Origin of the sequence: Nostoc sp. (genome assembly GCF_041747015.1) — a bacterium.
Lineage (GTDB): Bacteria > Cyanobacteriota > Cyanobacteriia > Cyanobacteriales > Nostocaceae > Nostoc.
Genome location: NZ_JBGTFY010000347.1, coordinates 1 through 19,343 on the forward strand (window position 1 = coordinate 1; position 19,343 = coordinate 19,343).

Here is a 19,343-nt window from a genome sequence, read left to right on the forward strand (position 1 = left end):
CACGGAAAGTCAATTCCGACGCTCGATGACTCGCTACCGCTTCTCTACGAGACGCTACGCGAACGCTATCATTGCCCAGAATTCATCCCACGCTCCCCTGAGTACAGGGTGAGACGTGGGGCTTCTTCTGCTCTAGCTAAATCTGCATAGGTGCGGTCGCTTTTCACATTGAATTCTTTTGACTCTCCCGGAGCAGCTTATTAAATCTTAACCTAGCTCTGACAGCGCCACTTTGTTTCAAACCTTATTGCTGATCGGGCAATTCCGCTTGTCAATAAGCTTTGAGATGCGCTAACCCTGGTGTAACACTTACTTGCTCATTAACTATCTCAGATCCAGTTTTAGGAGATACATTAATAATATCAGCAAAGTCAGTAATTGTGATATTTAGCCGTTCAAAGTACTGACGCTTGATCAATCCGCCAGGATGTTTAGATTTTCTGCGATCGCTGAATACCTGAAGAATTTAGTTGAGCTTTAGCAATATTTTTGTTAGGATATCGCCTAACTTTTCAATAGATTCTTGCTGTTTAGGATCTTTTAATATGCCATCGGGATTAAAAGCTTCGTAAGCTTTTGGTAGGGCTATCTGATCGGGAAGTACCAAAACTTTGATGTTTCCCAAAATAGACCGCAGGTGAACCAAACCCCGTAGACCTCCAATAGCGCCTGGGGAAGTACTCATAATGGCAGCAACCTTACCTGCAAAAGCTGCCAACGGTGCTTCATTTGGAGCTGGACGGGATGCCCAGTCAATAGCGTTCTTCAAAACTGCTGTGAGTGAACTGTTATATTCAGGCGAAGCAATCAGCAATCCTTGATGAGAAATCATCAAGTGTTTGAAAGTCTGGGCGTTGGCAGGTAGTCCGGCTTCAGCTTCCAAATCTTCATCAAAAAGAGGTAAAGGCAAATCGCGTAGGTCTATATAAGTCACTTCTGCACCTGCTGCCTGAGCGCCAGCCGCCGCGATTTTTACCAATTTTTTATTGTACGAATCAATCCGGGTGCTGCCAGCAAAGGCGAGAATTTTGGGTGTGGATGTCATATTTGTAGGTTTAATGTGAAGGATTGGCTAATTCAGCTGATAAGCTTTAACAAAATAACTGTTAAAAAATCTAAAAATTTTGGTAAAAATACTCACTGCATTCACTACCCTTGTATTTTTAGATAAATATAGTTTTTTAGATATATTTGTAAAGTGTTGGGGAGTCTAGCACATGAAGATACTGGTACTGAGTTGGGAATTTCCACCAAGGATTGTTGGGGGAATTGCGCGTCATGTAGCAGAATTGTACCCGGAACTGGTAAAACTAGGGCATGAAGTCCACCTGATTACGGCGGAGTTTGGTCAGGCATCGATGTACGAGGTAGTTGAGGGAGTAAAGGTGCATCGGGTGCCAGTCGGCCATAGTAACGATTTTTTCCATTGGGTAGTCAATCTCAACCTGAGTATGGGATATCACGGTGGTAAGTTGATCCTAGAGGAAGGAAGCTTTGATTTAATTCATGCCCATGATTGGTTAGTAGGAGATGCTGCGATCGCTCTGAAGCATAATTTTAAAATACCACTAATTTCCACAATCCACGCAACGGAATACGGACGCCATAACGGTATTCACACACACATCCAAGGCTATATTAATGGCAAAGAAATTTTGCTGGCTTACAACGCTTGGCGGATTATAGTTTGCAGTGAGTATATGCGGCGGGAAGTAGAACGAGCCCTACACAGTCCTTGGGACAAAATTGATGTTATTTATAACGGTATCCGAGCCGAAAAGAAACAGCATCACATAAATTTTAATGCTCTGGATTTCCGCCGCCAATTTGCTACAGATGATGAGAACATCGTCTATTACCTCGGTCGCATGACCTACGAAAAGGGTATACCTATATTGCTCAATGCTGCACCCAAAATACTTTGGGAAATGGGAGGTAATGTTAAATTTGTGATCGTTGGTGGCGGCAATACTGACCATCTCAAGCGCCAAGCCTGGAATTTGGGAATTTGGCATCATTGCTATTTTACAGGTTTTCTCTCTGATAAATACTTAGATAAATTTCAAACTGTTGCTGATTGTGCTGTGTTTCCTAGTCTTTACGAACCCTTTGGAATTGTAGCTTTAGAAAGCTTTGCTTCTCGTGTACCTGTAGTAGTTTCTGATACAGGTGGTTTTCCAGAAGTGGTGCAACACACCAAAACAGGTATTGTGACTTGGACGAATAATCCCGATTCTTTAGCTTGGGGAATTTTGGAAGTGTTGAAAAATCCAGGATATCGGCAATGGTTGGTGGATAACGCTTATGAGGATTTAGAGCGGCGCTTTAGCTGGCCGAAATTAGCCAAGCAAACCGAAGAAGTTTATCAACGAGTTGTGCAAGAGCGATCGCAAATCGCGTGGTATTAACTAGATTAAAATGTTTTAAATCCAATATCAAGTCTAAGTAAATTTAGTTAGACTTGATGCCATTAAAGTAAAGCTGCCTCCCCAACAACTACTGAATGATTTATTTTTTATTGTTACCTAAAGCCGGATGCGGCAACTAATTTTGCTGGGATATTATCCCAGCAAAAGCAAATCTTCAGGAAAGTAGGAAAAATGCGTTTTCAATTTTTGACGCTGCGTCGCATCTTAGTTTTATTAGTTGGTATCTGTCTACTTTTTTCCACTCCTGTCTTTGCTGCGGAACGAATGGTGCTGAAGTATAGCATCTTCCGTGAATCACTTTCAGTCAAGGAGCTATCTACCTTTGCCCAAACAGGTGAACTCTCACCTTCGCTACGAGTTAATTTAGCTTTGGCGCGACAAGATCCCAAAGCAGTTCGCCAGTATTTAACAGAACCAGTGAAGGTAAACCTTGTATTTTTAGATAAAGTGCTGAATAGCCGAATTGGTAATATTATTTTGGATCAAATGAGTCAAGTTATTTATACACCGTCTCGGAGAGCAGATCGACAGGCTTTGCGATCTGCTTTGGTACTTTCCGCGAGTCAAGACGGACAGGTATCGCTGCTCGAAATTATTAAGAATTATCCCACAAATGAACTAGAAGTTGATGGCAATCGCTTGGGGAGTGCGTACCGTCAACTCCGTCGCTTGCAAACAAGCTTAGAAGATTTACTTAATTTTTAGTAGGCTAAAGTTTCTAAAGTTTCTCGTAAATACCGTTGTACCTGCTGTTCCAAACGAAGTCCTTGTAATTGAGCATCGCGTTCTAGTTGCCAGCGTTGAAAACCGGAACTAGTGGAAATCGCACATTTGAGGCTATACCAAATTTCAGTATCAGCAGAAAATTGGCGATCGCTAGAGGCTGGAATTTGAGCCATAATTCCTCATTCCTTTGTTTTAATTTTAACAGTCAGTAGTCAAGAGTTATAAATTTTGCCCTGCTCCCCTGCTGCTTATTTGTCGGCTTTCTAAAGTAAAATAATATGGCTTTGGGGGCTGCTATAAATCTGTATTAATCCTAAATAGAGATTGCAACAATCGGGGCAAGATTTGATTAACTCGTACCCCTAAAATTGTGAAATCCTGTTTAATCTTTTCTAAAGATAATGGTTCTATAGCCGCGAATTCTGTGTCATTAGTCACTAAAACCCGCATTACACTCACAGGAATTTGTAAAAATAGATTGCTAGCCAGAAAGGCTAACCCCGCAAAAAATAGCCCAAGGCTGCGCCATTGCGGTAAAAATTTAGCTGTATTTGCGACTAATGGGGCAATTTGGTAGAGATACCACAGCATCCAAACCGACAATACTGCTGCTACTAAAGCTAGGATACGATTTAACTTTGTATTAACTAAATAGAGAATTTTTCGTTGCCGCTCAGTCAGATTTTCTGGCTTTAGGGCTATTCCTAAAAGAGCAAATATATAAAAAGGGCGACGCAACTGCATCCATAGCAGGGGCATAATACCAATGGCGGCAACCAAGAAGAGTTCCATCCAGACCGGCAAAAATGGCTCGCCTACAGACAGGAACAATAAGCAGAGTACTAAAAAAACAGGCAATGTCGCCAACCCAGCGACGTGAATCCACAAAATAGGTTCAGAGCGAAATGAAGGCATATTATCTAAAGTTAGGAGTTAGGAGTTAGGAGTTAGTTAGAAGCTTTTAACTTCTAACTAATCATTCCTAACTTCTAAGTATTTTACCCTCAACACTATCTTGTTAAGGTAAGAGTTCGGCGCTTAGTAACCATCTGGTAGGCTTCGATGATGTCACCTTCAACCCAATCATTGAATTTATCCATGCCGACACCGCATTCATAACCGGCGTTGACCTCACGGGCATCCTCTTTCATCCGTTTTAGGGAATCAAGCACGCCTTCGTAGAGTACCTTACCGCCGCGTCGTATCCTAACTTTGCAGTTACGAACTAACTTGCCAGACTGAACATAACAACCTGCAACAGCACCACGGCCAACTGGGAAGACGGCACGGACTTCGGTTTGACCCAATGGTTCTTCCACCAACTCTGGTTCCAAAAGACCTTCTAAGGCATCTTGGATATCTTCCAGGAGTTTGTAGATCACGTTGTATTCCCGGACATCCACACCCGCTTCATCGGCGGCTTGTCTGGCCCCACTGGCGAAGGTAGTATTGAAGCCAATAATCACAGCGTTACTGGCAGATGCTAAGTCGATATCTGTCTCGGTGATTTCCCCAGCAGTAGCCAACAGCATCCGAATTTGAACCTCGTTTTGGGGGATTTGCTTGATCGCTCCCACAATGGCTTCCACGGAACCTTGGACGTCTCCTTTCAAGATCAAGTTGAGTTCTTTCAACTCGCCTTCTTGGGCTTGAGCCGATAGAGTTGTAAGGGTAACACGTCCTTGCAACAGGCGAGATATGCGTTGTCTGTCTGCGCGATCGCTAGCGAGTGTTCTTGCTTCTTTCTCGTTATAGAAGACCTCGAACTCGTCACCTGCTGCTGGCACATCACTTAAGCCCAACACCTCCACAGCAAAGGAAGGAGAGGCGATATCGACTCTTGCTCCTCTGTCATTAACCATTGCCCGCACCTTACCAAAGGCGGAGCCGGCTACGAGCATATCTCCCACATGGAGGGTACCATTCTGAATCAGCAGGGTAGCAACTGCTCCCTTGGCTTTATCCAGATGTGCTTCAATCACAGTTCCTTTGGCGGAACGGTCTGGGTTGGCAGACAGTTCTCCCACTTCTGCTACCAGCAGAATCATCTCTAAAAGCGTATCTAGGTTTTCGCCTCTGATAGCGCTCACAGGAACCATGATTGTCTCACCACCCCAGTCTTCTGCGGTCAGACCATACTGAGTGAGTTCTTGTTTCACCCGCTCTGGCTGTGCTGCTTCTTTGTCAATTTTGTTGATTGCTACAACAATTGGCACTCCCGCAGCTTGGGCGTGGCTAATGGCTTCAATGGTTTGGGGACGGACACCATCATCAGCAGCCACTACTAACACAGCAATGTCTGTCACCCTGGCTCCTCTGGCTCGCATAGCGGTAAAGGCTTCGTGACCGGGGGTATCTAAGAAGACTATCTGCTGGGGTTTGCCTTCATGTTCTACTTCCACATGGTACGCACCAATGTGTTGAGTGATACCACCAGCTTCACCAGCAGCCACTTTGGTTTTGCGAATCGAGTCGAGTAGGGTGGTTTTACCGTGGTCTACGTGACCCATAATTGTCACGACTGGCGGACGGCGGTGGAGATATTCTCGGTCTTCTGCGCCGACCATTTCCGTAACTTTTCGAGCTTCTGCTTCTCGCTCGACGGTTTCAACTTCTATTTCTAGTTCTTTTCCTACCAGGGTAATTGTCGGAATATCCAGATTTTGGGTGATACTCACCGCCATGCCTTTAAGGAAGAGGATTTTTACAATCTCTGTATCGGCAACGGCTAAAACGTCAGATAGTTCTTGTACAGTCAACGGGCCTGTGATCACCACTTTTTCGGGGCGATCGCGCTTTGTTTCAGCTTCTTGGCGACGGTTGTTGTGGTGATCACGGCTAGAACCAGACTTGGAACCAGATTTTTTACCTCTTGTTCTGGCAGTTGGGGCGCTAGCAAGCGTTGCGCCTGGCATCTGCATCGGTCGAGTCGCTTTGGGTTTGGGAGGACGGGCGATGGAAAGGCTGACTAGGACGGTAGTTGGTGCGTCTAGATCGTCCTCATCCAGCAAATCTTCTTCAAAGTCATCATCAAGTATTGGCTTGATCCGCTTGCCTTTGACCCCAGCCTTGGCCTTCTCTTTAACTTCGTCAATAATTTCCTCTTCTACCCACTTTTTGCCACCTTTGGTCGGGCGAGGCGGACTTGGGCGTTTTAAATCGAGGAGATCGGGTGCAACTGGCTCATCACCTAATCCGTCAGATTTACCCGCCATTCCTGACATATGTCTTGGTGGAGTAGCGGTCGGCATTGCTGCTACAGCTTCACCAGGACGGGCTGGCCTGGGTCGTTGCCCCTCTCCTAGTGGTGATGGTGCTGATGGTCTACTTGCCCTCTGCTCCGGTCTGGTGGGTGAGGGGGTAGGGCGAGCCTGTCTTTGTGGGGCAGCTGGTGCGGACTGGTCAGTTGGCAGTTTAGCAACTCTGGGCTTGACTTGATCGCGATCGCCTTCCACTGGTCGGGGGCGTTCGCGTTTGAGAATTGGTTTATCTCCCGTCTGAGATAGCTCCGGCTCAGACACCTGAGCTTCTTCTGTCGCCGGTCTAGCTGGTGGGGCAACTAATTGCGGTTTTTGAGGTTTTTCCGGTTTCGACCTGGTTGGAACTATTTTTTCCGGTTTTTCCCCTGCTATTTTTTCCGAGGGCTGATTTGGATTGGGCGTTTGTTCCAGGTCTGTTACAGTGGGCTGCTCTTGAGTCTCAGATTGATTCCGGGGTACGGGTCGAGTTGGTGCCGCCGGCTTCATGGATGAGACTGGTGTAGCAAAAGGCCGTGGAGGAGAGGGAGGATTAGCTTCAGACAAGGCAGCTTGGGTATTGTTAGCAATTGACGCCTCTGGGGCGTTGGAAGTAGTATTTCTCAATATTGTGGGTTTGCGTATTTCCAAAATTTGCTGTTTGTGGGGTGCAGCAGGTCGGTTACGTCCGCCGTTCGGTGGTGAATTTGGCTTATGGCTGGTTGTACCTAGTTCCTTTTTGGCCGACACATTCGTAGCTGCGAGTTTTTCTGCTGCCGTGCGAATGTTTTCTGCCTCAGATTCGGAAATCGTGCTGCTATGGCTTTTGACCGAGATGCTGAGCTGGTCGCAAATTGCTAGTAGCTCTTTGTTATCCAAATTCAATTCCTTTGATAATTCATAGATTCTAACTTTGCCGTTGTTCATCCACTCTTCCCCTTTAATTTACAGTTTTAGCGGATGGTTGCCTGGTTTGCGACATCTCCATCCTGGGATTACTGTTTTTAGGTTGCCGTTTAGTTTTTGCCGGTGCCTCCAATCAGGAAAGAGAGATGTTTCGGTTTAATAATGGCATCTCCACCAAGAATGATGGTTGAGGGACATCCATAAAAATTTTTTAAATAAAAGATTTTTAGAGAAACCCTTGACTGCCGAACTGCGCCTGAGCGCTACCAGGTTGCCATTTTGTAGTTTCTTGTTTTGTTGATTCTCAGTCTTCCACAATACAATCGATTACATCTTGTTCTGGGAATGTTGCCTCGCCCCTCTTTATTATTGAAGAGTCGAATGCCTTTTACACCCATTTACTATTTTGGCACTAACCTTAACGATCAACAGAGCGTGTGATGAAAACACGACTTCGGCTTTCGCACAATTCCTCTGGTGATGACGCCACTAAGTTGTTCCAACTAAATATAATTTTGGGTATTGATGTGGGCTAGACGTTGCGACAAGCTTTGGTACAGTGTTTCTGGCACTGATGCATGTAGCGATCGCCCTAGTCTATTTTTTTTTTGAGCCGCTTGTAAGCAACTCGCTTGCGGACAAATATAGGCAGAACGGCCCATGCCCTGATCTAATTGTACCTTTCCCGACGGAAAGACGCGGACAATCCGCCAAAACTCATCTTTTGAGGCTACTTTGCGACAACTAATACAGCGCCGATAATTTGGTTTCATCGGTTTTGTGTGATTTCAGTCCAGCATTTTGGGTGTAAAAATAAGTTTATTATTACTATTTTTTACTTATACCAAGTTTCCTTTGAAAAAATAATCCTTGAGACTGAGACTACAGTCAACAGTATCAAAAATTCACAAAATTAATAAATTACTCATCATTGTTGTTCTCAAAAGTATCCTCCTCCTCTAATTCCTCCTGATTTTCATCCTCTAATTCGTCCTCAAAGTCAAGCTCGTCTTCCTCTGATTGATATTTTGCTCTGACCGCTGTAAATTTGGCATCCTCTCCTGCATAGTCATACTTAGCTTTATCTTTGATGTCAATTTTCCAACCAGTCAGGCGGGCTGCTAAACGGACATTTTGTCCTTCTTTGCCAATGGCTAAACTCAGTTGATCTTCAGCCACTAATACGTGAGTTTGGCGACTTTCTGGGTCCATAAGGCGCACTTCATCCACCCGGGCTGGACTCAAAGCATTGGCAATGTACGTTGCTGGATCTGGGGACCAACGAATTACATCTATTTTTTCACCGCGCAATTCGTTGACTACCACTTGAATTCGCGATCCCCTGGCTCCGATACAAGCGCCAACCGGGTCTACATCGCGATCAAGAGTATCTACTGCTATTTTAGTCCGAGGGCCTACATAACGGGAGGGGGGGTTTGCTTCCCTAGCTACGGCAACAATCCGTACCACTTCATCTTCAATTTCTGGAACTTCGTTGGCGAAAAGATAAACCACCAAACCAGCATCAGCACGAGATACAAGTAACTGTGGTCCCCGTTGCTGACCTTGGGAGACTTTTTTGAGATATATTTTGAAGGTGGCATTTGCCCGATAATTATCGTTAGGCAGTTGTTCCCGCTTTGGTAATTCGGCTTCGACTTCTGGCTGACCAAAGTTACTGGTGACTGCCAGAACTACCGATTGGCGCTCAAACCGCAGGACTCTTGATTGCAGAACAGTTCCTTCTAAGTCTTGGAACTCTTCTTGCACCATCTGGCGCTGTTGATCCCGTAATTTTTGCGCCAGTACTTGCTTGGTTTGCATCGCCGCCATTCGACCAAATTCTCCTTGATCGGGGGTAACATCCAGCACCACCGAGTCCCCTAACTGGGCTTCGGGAGCTACTTGTTGAACTTCGTCTAGGGAAATCTGATGGTCTGTGTTATTGACTTCTTCGACAATGGTTTTGGTGGAAAGAACGCGAAATCCTTCTCCTTCAATATCGAGTTCTACTTCAAAATTCTCAAAATAATCTTCGTCAAACTGTTTGCGCTCTAAATTTTGGGCGCGGCGATAACGTTCATAGCCTTTGAGTAGTGCTTCTCTAATAGCTGATTGAACTGCAAGCCGGGGTAAATTGCGATCGCGACTTATACTTTCAATTAATTCTTTTAATCCAGGTAAAGTAACCATTGACATAAGCAATCTCCTTTAAAAATTAGGGAGTGGGGAGTGGGGAGTGAGGACTGAGAACTATGCATTATATAGAACTAGGGATTAAAGAATAGCTTTACACTTCTCTAATCTCTAGCTCCTAGTTCATAACTTCTAGCCCCTAAGCTCTAGCATTGAGGCAAGCGGCTCTAGTCTCTAACTCCTAAGCCCTAGCCCTTTGTTTATCGGCGCTCGTCTAGCTGCACCTTAGTAATTAGGGAGCAGGGAATTTCGACTACACGACCTTTTTGGTTTAAGTAAAGTGCTGTCTCATCCCGGCGAATCAACTGACCAATCCACTCTTGTTGTCCGTCGTGGGGTGGGGAAGTGAAGATGATAACAGGAAATCCTTTAAAGGAAATAAACTCCCTGTCAGTGACCAGTTGCCGCGAAATACCAGGACTGGACACTTCTAAGACATAGGCATCTGGAACGATTTGGGCAGTATCTAAGGAAGCTTCTAAAGCACGGCTCATTCTCTCACAATCATTCAACCCAGTGTTTTGCTGAGGATTGCGAATGTCTACCCGCAATACTGGTGGATTTTGGTTAGTGTGAAAAACCACGCCAACCACTTCCAATCCCAGTTCTTCTGCCACTGGTGTTGCCAAATCAATAATTTGTGGGACTAAGGGATGAGCCATGAGAAAATTCAATAAAAAAAGTGGGCATCGACCCACTTCCTGCGATAGGTATATCTTCCAAGAAGTCTTGTGACGAACCAATGATGATTCGCCTACTTAGAGTTTAGCGTATTTCTTTTATAGTCGCGCATTGGGCATTGGGCATTACTTAATTCCTTTTGTCCTCCTTGTCTCCCTCATCCCTCTATCCTTGCCGTCTTTTTGTGAGAGCGGTGCTTTTATCAACTACTACTGGAACTGATGCTTTTGTTCGTAACTGCCTGGTTTGCTCGATAATTTGGTCTATATCTTCTTGAGACAAACGCTGGACATAGTTGATCTTGATTTCCTCTAAGAAGTCAAAGAGTAAACTCTGAATTTCTGAAAGTACGTGTTTTTCCTTTATTTGCGTTCCCAAGGCTTGGCTAAAGCTTTCTACTAGTTGACTGGTGAGTTTTGCGCCAACAGGGTCTTCAACAGCGCTAACTAAAGTTTTGTAAAGGTTAGTTGTAATTTGGGTTGCTAGTTGTTCGCTTAACTGGTTTTTGGCTTGTCCTACTCCAGGGAGGTTTTGGAGATTGCGGTAGACGGGGACTTGATGAAAGACGGTTTCGATATTGTGGCGCAAAATGGCAACGATCGCAGGTTGGATTTCGGGTAGCACTTGGTAGACAATTGTTTTTACCAAAAGACCTGCGATCGCTTCTACTTCATTGACATTATTAATATCTATGTAGGGACGTAAATTTTCTTGTTGCGAGAGCCAGTGCGTTAACTCACCCCGCCTAATTGAACCCTGAACCTGATTAATTACCCTCACCACTACAACTTCTGTAAGTTCTTCGGCAAAATTGGCGACAATTCCGTGATGAATTTGCTTTCGCACTGGATGGAGATCCAATAACTGCGCTTGATCGAGGCGAACTAATACAGGTAAAATTCGTAACCCCCGCCAAAATGGTAGCAGTAAAAATAAATCGTACCAACGCCACAATAGGGCTTCAAACCAGCTTAAACCAGGACGGCGGCGTTTGACCAAGAAGGTACGCCCTAGCAATTCTATGCCAAATAAAATCACAAAGGGTAAGTCAATCATCCAGAAATCATCAACAAATTCGCCACTTTCCCCGATTTGGCGGTAGTAGTTAGTGGCAATCAAAGGGCGGATTCTCTGGTTGAAAAAATTAATTTCTTGAACCCAGCCATTTTGTGATATGTACGACTGACTCCAAAAAGTGGCAAAGGATTGTTTTGCAGATTCATTACCGATGCGATCGCGCATCCGATTTTTAATTTTTTCCAGAGTACCACTCTTATTCACTCCTGCAAACGGGTTGCTGTCAACCATCTCGCTGCTAAGACGACTTATTTGGATTAGCTTGCCTTTTGCCTGAGGCGATTGTAACCCTGTTTGGTTTACCTGTTCTTCTAGTGCGTCTACTGTTTCGAGATAGTTTTTTGTGTCTCGATGAGGTTCAATACCTTTAATTGGATCATAAATCTGGGTAATTTGGGGAAGTTTTCGCAAGTATAAATCCCGCCAAGGTACGTAACTTAAATCAAACAAAACTAAACATAAATTTACTATGGCAGTAATTGCCATGAATCTTTCAAACCAAAAGTTCTGCTGCTTAGAAGATTTTATATTTTTCATTTTTTGTTTTAAATTATACAAGTTTTAGATATTTTGAATATAAGCTCTCTCATTTATTAACTTCTGGGTCTTTGCAACTAATTCCCTCAACAAATACAAGCTACTTCTTTTGATTGATGACAAAAATCATTATGTATGCTGAGTTGAGTTTTACAAAATATAGCTCATAAATTATTCAAAAATCATTAAATAATTGCGAAAAAAGTTATAAAACAAACTTAAAATGCAGCTGTTAAGGATTATAATCCTGCTGATTTAACCCAAAGGAGTTTTAAATATGTGGTGTGGGTTTGGAAAATCAAGCGCAACTTTTGCTGCTACCTGCCTGATAACTGCTAGCTTAGTAATAGTAGACACAGGTTTCGCAGATGCTCAACGTAGCTATACGCCACAGCAATTCCGTGCTGTATTGCGGGGATTAGGCTATAACGTCAAGGTAACAAATACTTCCTTGAGGGATGAGGAAACTAAAAAGGCAGTTCGTGAATTTCAGACGGGTTATAAGCTAAAACCAGTTGATGGGATAGCAGGGACAAAAACCCAAAATTATGCTGCCACCATTATTCAAATTTTGCAAGCAAATTTGAATGCAGTGTTGAAGCCAAATCCTCCCCTCCCCCGGGATAATTTTTATGGTTCCCGGACGGAAGCAGCGGTGAAGGAGTATCAAAAGAAATATCAGTTGCAAGAAACGGGAATTGCTAATTTAGCACTCCGCCAAAAGCTGAATGAAGAAGCAAAGACAGTCTTCAGTCAGCCGACGGCTACGCCAACAGCTACTCCAACAGCTACACCAACGTCTAAACCGATGGCTACGCCAATGGCTACACCAACGTCTAAACCGATGGCTACTCCAACAGCTACACCAACGTCTAAACCGATGGCTACGCCAATGGCTACACCAACACCAACACCAACAGCTACACCGATGGCAACACCGATGGCGACACCAACAGCTACTCCGACATCTACACCCTAATCGCCACAAAAAACTTCTAGCCCAAAGCCCCTCAAGTCATCTGATTTGGTTCTTCTAAGGGTCTGTCCTTGGGCGTGGGTAGATTTGGACGGCGGTCATTGTAAGGCATAGGAATGTACTGGACGGAGGGTCGTCCTCCTTGTGGCTGTGGATACAAATCCATGAGATCATAAATAGAATGGGGCAGTCCGACTGTTACGGGCAGCCCCATTTCTGTTGCTTCCTCAATAGTGATGGGATAGTCGTGGGTGACGCGCCCGGTTGCCAAAGGGGTTGCAAAGAAGTCAGAAGGAGGAAAATCCAGAATAAATCACCAATACCAAAGCCCATAAAATTTATTGTTCAAAAATCATGGTTGCCGTCATTATTGTCATAAATTTGGGGCGATCGCAGTTCTATCTGTAGATTTAAAAGTATCGAACCACACTAAAGAAAAAGATTTTGAATTTTGAATTATTTACTACCTTCGTCGCCAAATCTTGATAGTATCGTCATCACCACCGCTAACTAGGCTTTGGCCATCGGCACTAAAGGCGACGCATCTTACATAGTTGGAATGACCTGTAAGTGTGCTGATTTCTCTACCACTGTGTACGTGCCACAGCTTGATAGTATTGTCCCAACTGCCACTAGCGAGAAGTTGCCCATTTTGGCTAAAGGCGACTGACCAAACTGAATCAGAATGACCAATGAGAGTGCGAATTTCTCTACCTGTGTTGACATCCCACAGTTTAATCGTGTTGTCACCACTGCCACTAGCGATGATTTCGCCATCCTGGCTGAAGGCGATACAGTTGACAAAGAAGGAATGACCTGTAAGTGTGCAAATGTTTCTGCCTGTGTGTACTTGCCACAGTTTGATGGTGTAGTCGTTACTGCTACTAGCCACAAGCTGTCTATCATTGCTGTTCGTTGCAGGCGTTTTTGGAGAGTAGGCGACTGACGAAACTGAGTCGGAATGACCGATGAAAGTTTGGATTTCTATGCCTGTGTGTACCTGCCACAGTTTAATTGTGCAGTCAGCACTACCACTTGCTAGAAACTTGCCATCTGAACTAAAGGCAACGGAATTCACCCAATTAGCGTGACCAATGAGGGTACGAATTTCTTTGCCTGTGTTTACATCCCACAATTTGATAGTATTATCCCAACTACCGCTAGCCAAGATTCCCCAGTTTATATCTGCGCCTCTTACAGATTTGCCGGACTCCTCTTGATAAGAAAAGTTTGGGGAGATTGAGCTAAAGGCGATGGAATGAACCATATTAGAATGACCAGAAGACCAACGACCCAGTTGACGCACTAGCTTGCCAGTACCTAGTTGCCAAAGTTTGATCGTCTTGTCATTACTGCCACTAGCAATAAATTGCCCGTCTGGGCTAATGGCGATCGCATGAACCATACTAGAATGACCTCTGAGGGTCTGCACACATTGCCAGTGATGCTGATCTAATACAACAGGTGGAGGTGCTTTTAATCTAGGCGGTTTCACAAAATTAGATGTCATTGGTGCTACATCTTCATCCATGTCAGAACCTAATAAATCTAGCCACTCCTGCACAGACTGGGGACGATAGGTTGACTCCAAATCCATGCCGCACATGATAGCCTGATTTACCCTGTTGCTGATTTTAGGATTAAAATATTGTGGTGGTTCTAAATTAATATTATGACGGCGATCGTCTGCACTTGTCGGTATAACTGCGGTAAGCAAATTATACAAAGTAGCGGCTAGGGCGTAAATATCAATGTATTCTCCTCGTGGCGCTTCTGATTCATACTGCTCAGGTGGGGCAAAACCAGGAGTGCGGTATACTGTATGTCTTTGGATCATATTGGGAATAAATTCTCTAGCGATGCCAAAGTCAATCAGCACTGCTTCTGATTTATCGATGCGAACCATGATGTTGCGTGGTTTTAAATCACGATGCAGCAGTCCTTTAGAGTGAATTAGCGTCAAAGCGTCGCCAATTTGCCGGATATACAGCAACGCTTCTGCTTCTGGTAGCACCCCCATCCGTCTCAGATACTGTCCTAAGTCTTCGCCTTCGATGTACTCCATCACCATACAAGGCAAATTTCCATCATCGAAGATGGTTTCTATCTGTACTATGTGAGGATGGTGACACACAGCTAGCCGAACTGCTTCATCACGGAAGTCTTGCCGTAACTTGTTTCGGTGGAGTATCCAGGCGGGATGATTCAAGATTTCTTCTTTGAGGGTTTTAATTACTCGCAGTTGATTCCGTTGATTTATAGCAAGATAAGTAATGCCAATTCCGCCTTCGCCTAATTGACTTTCGATAATATAGCGCCCCCCGAATAAAGACTTTCCTGGATTCCACACCATTAGTAATATTTGACGATTCCTGGTATTTATTTTGTCACTGTATCAGAACCGGGGCTATTTCATTCTCATCTAGCCCGCCTCAGAATTCATTCTGAGTCTAATAGCACTCATTCGTCTAAAGACGACTGAAAAAAGGTTATAGTCCGTTTTAACGGACTTTAGCTATTAGCCTGAAACTTTAGTTTTGGGCAGTTTATGCCTAGAATGAAATAGCCCTGGTATCAGAACAGCCAACATGAATTGTTGGGAATTCCATTTGAATTGCCGTTGTAGCTTTCTGGAACTTGGTTACTTAGAGAACATTTTCATTAACCTCAATAATTACTAAATAATTAATAGTATCAAAGTTGGGTATACCCTAATAGTTTTAGTTAAAATAACCTTTACACCAAAATCTTTAACTGATTGCTTATGCTAGAGTAAACGACGATTTTAGCCACATTTGGTCATGATCATTTGACTTGTAGATAATCTAAAATTATGCTAAAGAATCTAAATCTGAAACAAAAATTTACAATTCTCTTATTGGTAATTTTGACATTCGGTTTGAGCTTGAGTGGATTGGCTCTTTCTTCTCTGCTTAGGCAGAATGCTAGACAAGATATTAGTTCAACAGCATTCATGCTCATGCAAACAATGATTTCTGTTCGTAAGTACACCAGTACTCAAATTAATCCAAAGCTAGCTGATAAGTTAGAAACTGAGTTTTTACCGCAAACTGTGCCTGGATACTCAGCACGGGAAGTATTTGAAATTTTACGCAAAACAACAGACTACGGTGACTTTTTTTATAAAGAAGCAACTCTTAATCCGACAAATCTTCGGGATAAGGCTGACGGTTTTGAGACGGAAATTGTAGAAAGGTTTAGAAATAAATCAGACCTGAAAGAAGTGAGTGGATTTCGCTCAATTCCTAGTGGAGATATCTTTTATGTTGCTCGTCCGCTGCCAATTTCTGAAGAAAGCTGTCTGAAATGTCATAGTACACCCGAAGTTGCACCTCAAAGTATGATTACTCTTTATGGTGCAGCAAATGGATTTGGGTGGAAGCTGAATGAAATTGTTGGCGCTCAGATTATATCAGTACCAGCGAATAACGTCATCAACAAAGCCAATCAGTCTTCTTTACTAATTATCCTAATCGTATCAACTATATTTATAGCGACTATCCTGTTAGTTAACTTTTTCTTGAATCAACAAGTTGTTATGCCTCTCAAGCGCATGACTCGCATAGCTGAGGAAGTCAGTACTGGACATATGGAAGTTGAATTTGAGCAGATGTCTAATGATGAAATTGGTAATTTAGCTAAAGCCTTTAAACGGATGCAGTTAAGTTTAGAAATGGCAATGAAAAGAATCAAACGCACTCAGGGAGGTTCAGGAAACTAAAAAATTAAATCTTATCCCTAAATCAGTGGTGTTTAAATATCTATGAAAATAAACTTTTTTTGAATTCAAAAGCTGCTTGAAAGTTAGGAATTTCCCTAGCTATGAGTTCAATGAATTGCTCAGGTGAAATGTAAGGATCTTGAGCTAATATTTCTTCTATAATCAGATTTGCCATTGGTCCAATGTGGTAAGCTAACTCTTGCTGACAATGTTTGATAAATGCTGGTTGCAATGAGGGTTGTGGTCGTTGTTGAATTCGTCCAGTTTGTGGACTAGCAGGTAAACTAGGTGAACTAAAGATTGTTTCTCCAAGTTGGTTGTATGACGGCGATATTGCCGACATAGCCAGAAATTCAGGAGTAAAAACCGTGGGAGGTAAATCATCAACCATCATTACCTGAGACATTGGCACTTCTAGTTGTCCAATACGCTCTAAATCTGTGATTACTTCCCTGGCTGTTTGGTATCGCTTGTTAGGTCTATCTGCCAACATACTGTCGAGTACTAGAGCAAAGTTATCACTAATACAAGTATAACAACGCCAGTTCCATTCAAGTGAGTACTGATCCATTAGTAAAGATGGATCTCTACCTGTAAGTAGTACAATAGCTGTTACCCCCAAAGCATAAAGATCACTACAGGGAGAACATAAACCCAAGCTAATCTGTTCGCGGGGAGCATATCCCACTTTACCAACGAGGGACATTTTGCCAACAAAGGTTACTTGGTGATTAGAACTCCTCCTCTCATTTATGTCGGCAATTTGCTTACCAACACCGAAATCAATCAGCACTGGCAGATCGTTGCCATCAGGTAACATGATGTTGTCAGGAGAAATATCTCGATGGATAATGTTGTGCTGGTGAACATATTCCAAGACAGGCAGCAGATTTTTTAGCCACTGTATAACTTCCTCTTCAGAAAAATTTCTTCCTTGACCTTGAAGTTCTCCCAGTAGCCTAGAATATGTTTTACCATCAACATATTCTTGTACTAGGAATAGCCGACCATCCCCTTCAAAACAAGCTAAAAACTTAGGAATTTGAGGATGTTGCAATTGATGAAGAATTTTTGCTTCTCTTTTAAATAAGTTGCGATATGGTTCCAGTCCACTTTCCCCTGTGCCAATGGGTGCAAACTCTTTGAGAACACAAGCTTCATTAAAGCGACGAGTATCAAACGCCAAGTAAGTCCGTCCCAATCCTCCTTGTCCTAGAAGTTTTTGGATAATATAGCGGTTATCAATTAGAGTTCCAGCAGCTATTTCTGGTCTTGTCATAGGGGACTGTGACATTTCATCGCACTCCTAGCGACTTATTGTTGATAGATTATCTAGTTTGCTGAAAGTCAGAAACTCTAGCAGATAAAGGCTGATAACATCCTTAAAATTGAGGTTAGCACCATTGTCAAAACAATGAAATACACTTTTCTACAATCTTTTGATGGTCTTGTGTGACCAAATAAACAATTTTTACATGAGGAGTTTTTTCATACTACTATTATGTAATTATTTTAGCAGCCGGAACATACCAGTGTCTGCGGTAATATCTGCAAGGGCTTTGGGCATAACCTTTTGGATTTACTGCTGAACTACATCTTACCTCTAGTAACTCAATTGATACTGAGTTTTAGCACAGTAAGGATATAGCGTGACATCATGGTTTTTCCGAAAAACTGAGGTTGCTATAAACTTTCCAAGGAGAATATTATATGTATTTCAAGTGCTAAATATGCGATCGCGCTCAAAAATTAATCTTTTTGAGAGCTAATGTTGTTATGAGATAGCTGCCTCGGTATCGACTATCTAAGCTTTCGATATAGTGATTCTTTAAAAGCAAAAAATTATGCTGCGTATAAGAAAAGACTCCTAAAGTTACAATAATTCATCTAGATCATCAGGATTGACACCTAACTGACGCAAACGCTCTACTAATTGTTCTGCTTTTCGTTTGGCTTGAGCAGTTTCTTGTCTAGCTTCTGTAGCTTCTTGTTCCGCAATGATAGCTCGTTCAGTTGCAGCAGCGGCTTCCTCTGTGGGTTCGGGAATTAATTCTCCCGCCAAAGTAAACCACCTTAACCACAACCGTTCAATATCTCGAAATCAACCCTGCCATAAGCCTAAACTTAAATTAATCTCTGGCATTAGTAGGTATCCATCAGTCAAATTCATCGGTTCATAATGACCGCCTACTAACTGAAAAGCTTGGAGTTCATCAGTATAGCGACTAAAAACAACATAGTAGGGAATCCGCAAAATTCGTTCATAAACTTCCCATTTGCTAGGAGGTTTATCTGCTGCACTTTCTCTTCTTGTGCCTAAATCTTCGTCTTCCGTACCTGGAGATAATAACTCAATAACCACGAAGGGATTTGCTGGCTCTTGCCAAGTTACATAACTTAACCGTAAGTCCTGCCCTTTGTACAATTTTCCTACGCCTACTACACCAAACCAATCTGGGCGCTTATACCATAAAGGATGCTGAAGATCATAGTAGAGATTAAGGTCAGCAGCACTGTAAATTAATTCTGGATTCCAGCTAATGGGCTGAAAAGTTAAGTATAAAAGTAAGGGTTGTAAGAAGATGTAGAACGATTGTCCAACTTATTACCAGAAGCTACAGCACTGCTTTTACAGTTAGAAATTCCGATTGCTGCTGTGGTTGCAGCAGCCAAAGCAGCCAGAAGTGCAAACATCCAAGTAATTCTCGATCCTGCACCAGCACCATCTAATTTACCAGATGAACTTTACTCATTAGTGGACATTATTACACCGAATGAAGTTGAGGCGGCGCAGTTAGTGGGTTTTCCTGTGGATGGGGAAGAACAAGCAGCGATCG

At 43.1% G+C, this 19,343-nt stretch carries 15 protein-coding genes and 3 pseudogenes; 5 read left to right on the plus strand and 13 right to left on the minus strand.

The annotated features are described in order from the left end of the window. Nucleotides 1–271: 271 nt before the first annotated feature. Nucleotides 272–418 (minus strand): transcriptional regulator, encoded by a 147-nt coding sequence (locus tag ACEW80_RS27730; RefSeq protein WP_373529687.1) that lies wholly within the window; start codon nucleotides 416–418, stop codon nucleotides 272–274. Nucleotides 419–466: 48 nt separating this feature from the next. Then, complete coding sequence (locus ACEW80_RS27735) at nucleotides 467–1,045, minus strand: NADPH-dependent FMN reductase (protein ID WP_373529688.1); 579 nt, start codon at nucleotides 1,043–1,045, stop codon at nucleotides 467–469. A 172-nt stretch (nucleotides 1,046–1,217) separates the two neighbouring features. On the opposite strand from ACEW80_RS27735, the gene ACEW80_RS27740 reads away from it, so the two are divergent. Then, entirely contained in the window at nucleotides 1,218–2,408 is a 1,191-nt protein-coding gene (locus ACEW80_RS27740) for a glycosyltransferase family 4 protein (RefSeq protein WP_373529689.1), read from the plus strand. Between the two features lie 192 nt (nucleotides 2,409–2,600). Then, nucleotides 2,601–3,134 carry an alpha/beta hydrolase gene (locus ACEW80_RS27745; RefSeq protein ID WP_373529690.1) on the plus strand — a complete coding sequence of 178 codons (534 nt, stop codon included), beginning with the start codon at nucleotides 2,601–2,603 and terminating at the stop codon, nucleotides 3,132–3,134. Here the strand turns inward: ACEW80_RS27745 and ACEW80_RS27750 are convergent. From ACEW80_RS27750 to ACEW80_RS27780, 7 genes are all read right to left on the minus strand, one after another. Next, nucleotides 3,131–3,328: a hypothetical protein gene (locus ACEW80_RS27750; RefSeq protein ID WP_373529691.1), complete on the minus strand. Its 198-nt coding sequence runs from the start codon at nucleotides 3,326–3,328 to the stop codon at nucleotides 3,131–3,133. The two genes, ACEW80_RS27745 and ACEW80_RS27750, sit on opposite strands and share 4 nt — an antisense overlap. 121 nt (nucleotides 3,329–3,449) lie before the next feature. After that, entirely contained in the window at nucleotides 3,450–4,070 is a 621-nt protein-coding gene (locus tag ACEW80_RS27755) for a low-complexity tail membrane protein (RefSeq protein WP_373529692.1), read from the minus strand. A 95-nt stretch (nucleotides 4,071–4,165) separates the two neighbouring features. Further along, entirely contained in the window at nucleotides 4,166–7,318 is a 3,153-nt protein-coding gene (infB, locus tag ACEW80_RS27760) for a translation initiation factor IF-2 (RefSeq protein ID WP_373529693.1), read from the minus strand. A gap of 482 nt (nucleotides 7,319–7,800) precedes the next feature. Then, nucleotides 7,801–8,070: a YlxR family protein gene (locus ACEW80_RS27765; RefSeq protein ID WP_373529694.1), complete on the minus strand. Its 270-nt coding sequence runs from the start codon at nucleotides 8,068–8,070 to the stop codon at nucleotides 7,801–7,803. 148 nt (nucleotides 8,071–8,218) lie between these two features. Then, complete coding sequence (gene nusA / locus ACEW80_RS27770; RefSeq protein ID WP_373529695.1) at nucleotides 8,219–9,496, minus strand: transcription termination factor NusA; 1,278 nt, start codon at nucleotides 9,494–9,496, stop codon at nucleotides 8,219–8,221. Nucleotides 9,497–9,693: 197 nt separating this feature from the next. After that, nucleotides 9,694–10,155 carry a ribosome maturation factor RimP gene (gene rimP, locus ACEW80_RS27775; RefSeq protein WP_373529696.1) on the minus strand — a complete coding sequence of 154 codons (462 nt, stop codon included), beginning with the start codon at nucleotides 10,153–10,155 and terminating at the stop codon, nucleotides 9,694–9,696. 184 nt (nucleotides 10,156–10,339) lie between these two features. After that, nucleotides 10,340–11,788, minus strand: a complete 1,449-nt coding sequence (locus ACEW80_RS27780) for a hypothetical protein (protein ID WP_373529697.1) — start codon at nucleotides 11,786–11,788, stop codon at nucleotides 10,340–10,342. A gap of 277 nt (nucleotides 11,789–12,065) precedes the next feature. On the opposite strand from ACEW80_RS27780, the gene ACEW80_RS27785 reads away from it, so the two are divergent. Continuing rightward, nucleotides 12,066–12,767 (plus strand): peptidoglycan-binding protein, encoded by a 702-nt coding sequence (locus tag ACEW80_RS27785; protein ID WP_373529698.1) that lies wholly within the window; start codon nucleotides 12,066–12,068, stop codon nucleotides 12,765–12,767. Between the two features lie 31 nt (nucleotides 12,768–12,798). Here ACEW80_RS27785 and ACEW80_RS27790 read toward each other — a convergent pair. Continuing rightward, nucleotides 12,799–13,035: pseudogene (locus ACEW80_RS27790) on the minus strand (hypothetical protein); the annotation flags it as partial. 192 nt (nucleotides 13,036–13,227) lie between these two features. Beyond that, complete coding sequence (locus ACEW80_RS27795) at nucleotides 13,228–15,117, minus strand: protein kinase (protein ID WP_373529699.1); 1,890 nt, start codon at nucleotides 15,115–15,117, stop codon at nucleotides 13,228–13,230. Between the two features lie 480 nt (nucleotides 15,118–15,597). Here ACEW80_RS27795 and ACEW80_RS27800 point away from each other — a divergent pair, with 480 nt between their 5' ends. Beyond that, a complete protein-coding gene (locus ACEW80_RS27800; protein ID WP_373529700.1) occupies nucleotides 15,598–16,506 on the plus strand; it encodes a DUF3365 domain-containing protein in 909 nt (302 codons plus the stop codon). A gap of 40 nt (nucleotides 16,507–16,546) precedes the next feature. On the opposite strand, the gene ACEW80_RS27805 is transcribed toward ACEW80_RS27800, so the two are convergent. Continuing rightward, nucleotides 16,547–17,800, minus strand: coding sequence for a protein kinase (locus ACEW80_RS27805; RefSeq protein ID WP_373529701.1), 1,254 nt, complete (start codon nucleotides 17,798–17,800; stop codon nucleotides 16,547–16,549). A gap of 579 nt (nucleotides 17,801–18,379) precedes the next feature. Beyond that, nucleotides 18,380–19,087: pseudogene (locus tag ACEW80_RS27810) on the minus strand (Uma2 family endonuclease); the annotation flags it as partial. On the opposite strand from ACEW80_RS27810, the pseudogene ACEW80_RS27815 reads away from it, so the two are divergent. Then, a pseudogene (locus ACEW80_RS27815) lies at nucleotides 19,085–19,343 on the plus strand (PfkB family carbohydrate kinase); the annotation flags it as partial. The pseudogenes ACEW80_RS27810 and ACEW80_RS27815 overlap by 3 nt on opposite strands.

Coding starts and splice junctions, on each gene's coding strand:
- ACEW80_RS27750 (WP_373529691.1), bottom strand. CDS start 3,328: ATGGCTCAAATTCCAGCCTCTAGCGATCGCCAATTTTCTGCTGATACT.
- infB (WP_373529693.1), bottom strand. CDS start 7,318: ATGAACAACGGCAAAGTTAGAATCTATGAATTATCAAAGGAATTGAAT.
- ACEW80_RS27745 (WP_373529690.1), top strand. CDS start 2,601: ATGCGTTTTCAATTTTTGACGCTGCGTCGCATCTTAGTTTTATTAGTT.
- ACEW80_RS27785 (WP_373529698.1), top strand. CDS start 12,066: ATGTGGTGTGGGTTTGGAAAATCAAGCGCAACTTTTGCTGCTACCTGC.
- ACEW80_RS27795 (WP_373529699.1), bottom strand. CDS start 15,117: ATGGTGTGGAATCCAGGAAAGTCTTTATTCGGGGGGCGCTATATTATC.
- ACEW80_RS27740 (WP_373529689.1), top strand. CDS start 1,218: ATGAAGATACTGGTACTGAGTTGGGAATTTCCACCAAGGATTGTTGGG.
- ACEW80_RS27735 (WP_373529688.1), bottom strand. CDS start 1,045: ATGACATCCACACCCAAAATTCTCGCCTTTGCTGGCAGCACCCGGATT.
- ACEW80_RS27805 (WP_373529701.1), bottom strand. CDS start 17,800: ATGTCACAGTCCCCTATGACAAGACCAGAAATAGCTGCTGGAACTCTA.
- ACEW80_RS27755 (WP_373529692.1), bottom strand. CDS start 4,070: ATGCCTTCATTTCGCTCTGAACCTATTTTGTGGATTCACGTCGCTGGG.
- rimP (WP_373529696.1), bottom strand. CDS start 10,155: ATGGCTCATCCCTTAGTCCCACAAATTATTGATTTGGCAACACCAGTG.
- ACEW80_RS27765 (WP_373529694.1), bottom strand. CDS start 8,070: ATGAAACCAAATTATCGGCGCTGTATTAGTTGTCGCAAAGTAGCCTCA.
- ACEW80_RS27800 (WP_373529700.1), top strand. CDS start 15,598: ATGCTAAAGAATCTAAATCTGAAACAAAAATTTACAATTCTCTTATTG.
- nusA (WP_373529695.1), bottom strand. CDS start 9,496: ATGTCAATGGTTACTTTACCTGGATTAAAAGAATTAATTGAAAGTATA.
- ACEW80_RS27780 (WP_373529697.1), bottom strand. CDS start 11,788: ATGAAAAATATAAAATCTTCTAAGCAGCAGAACTTTTGGTTTGAAAGA.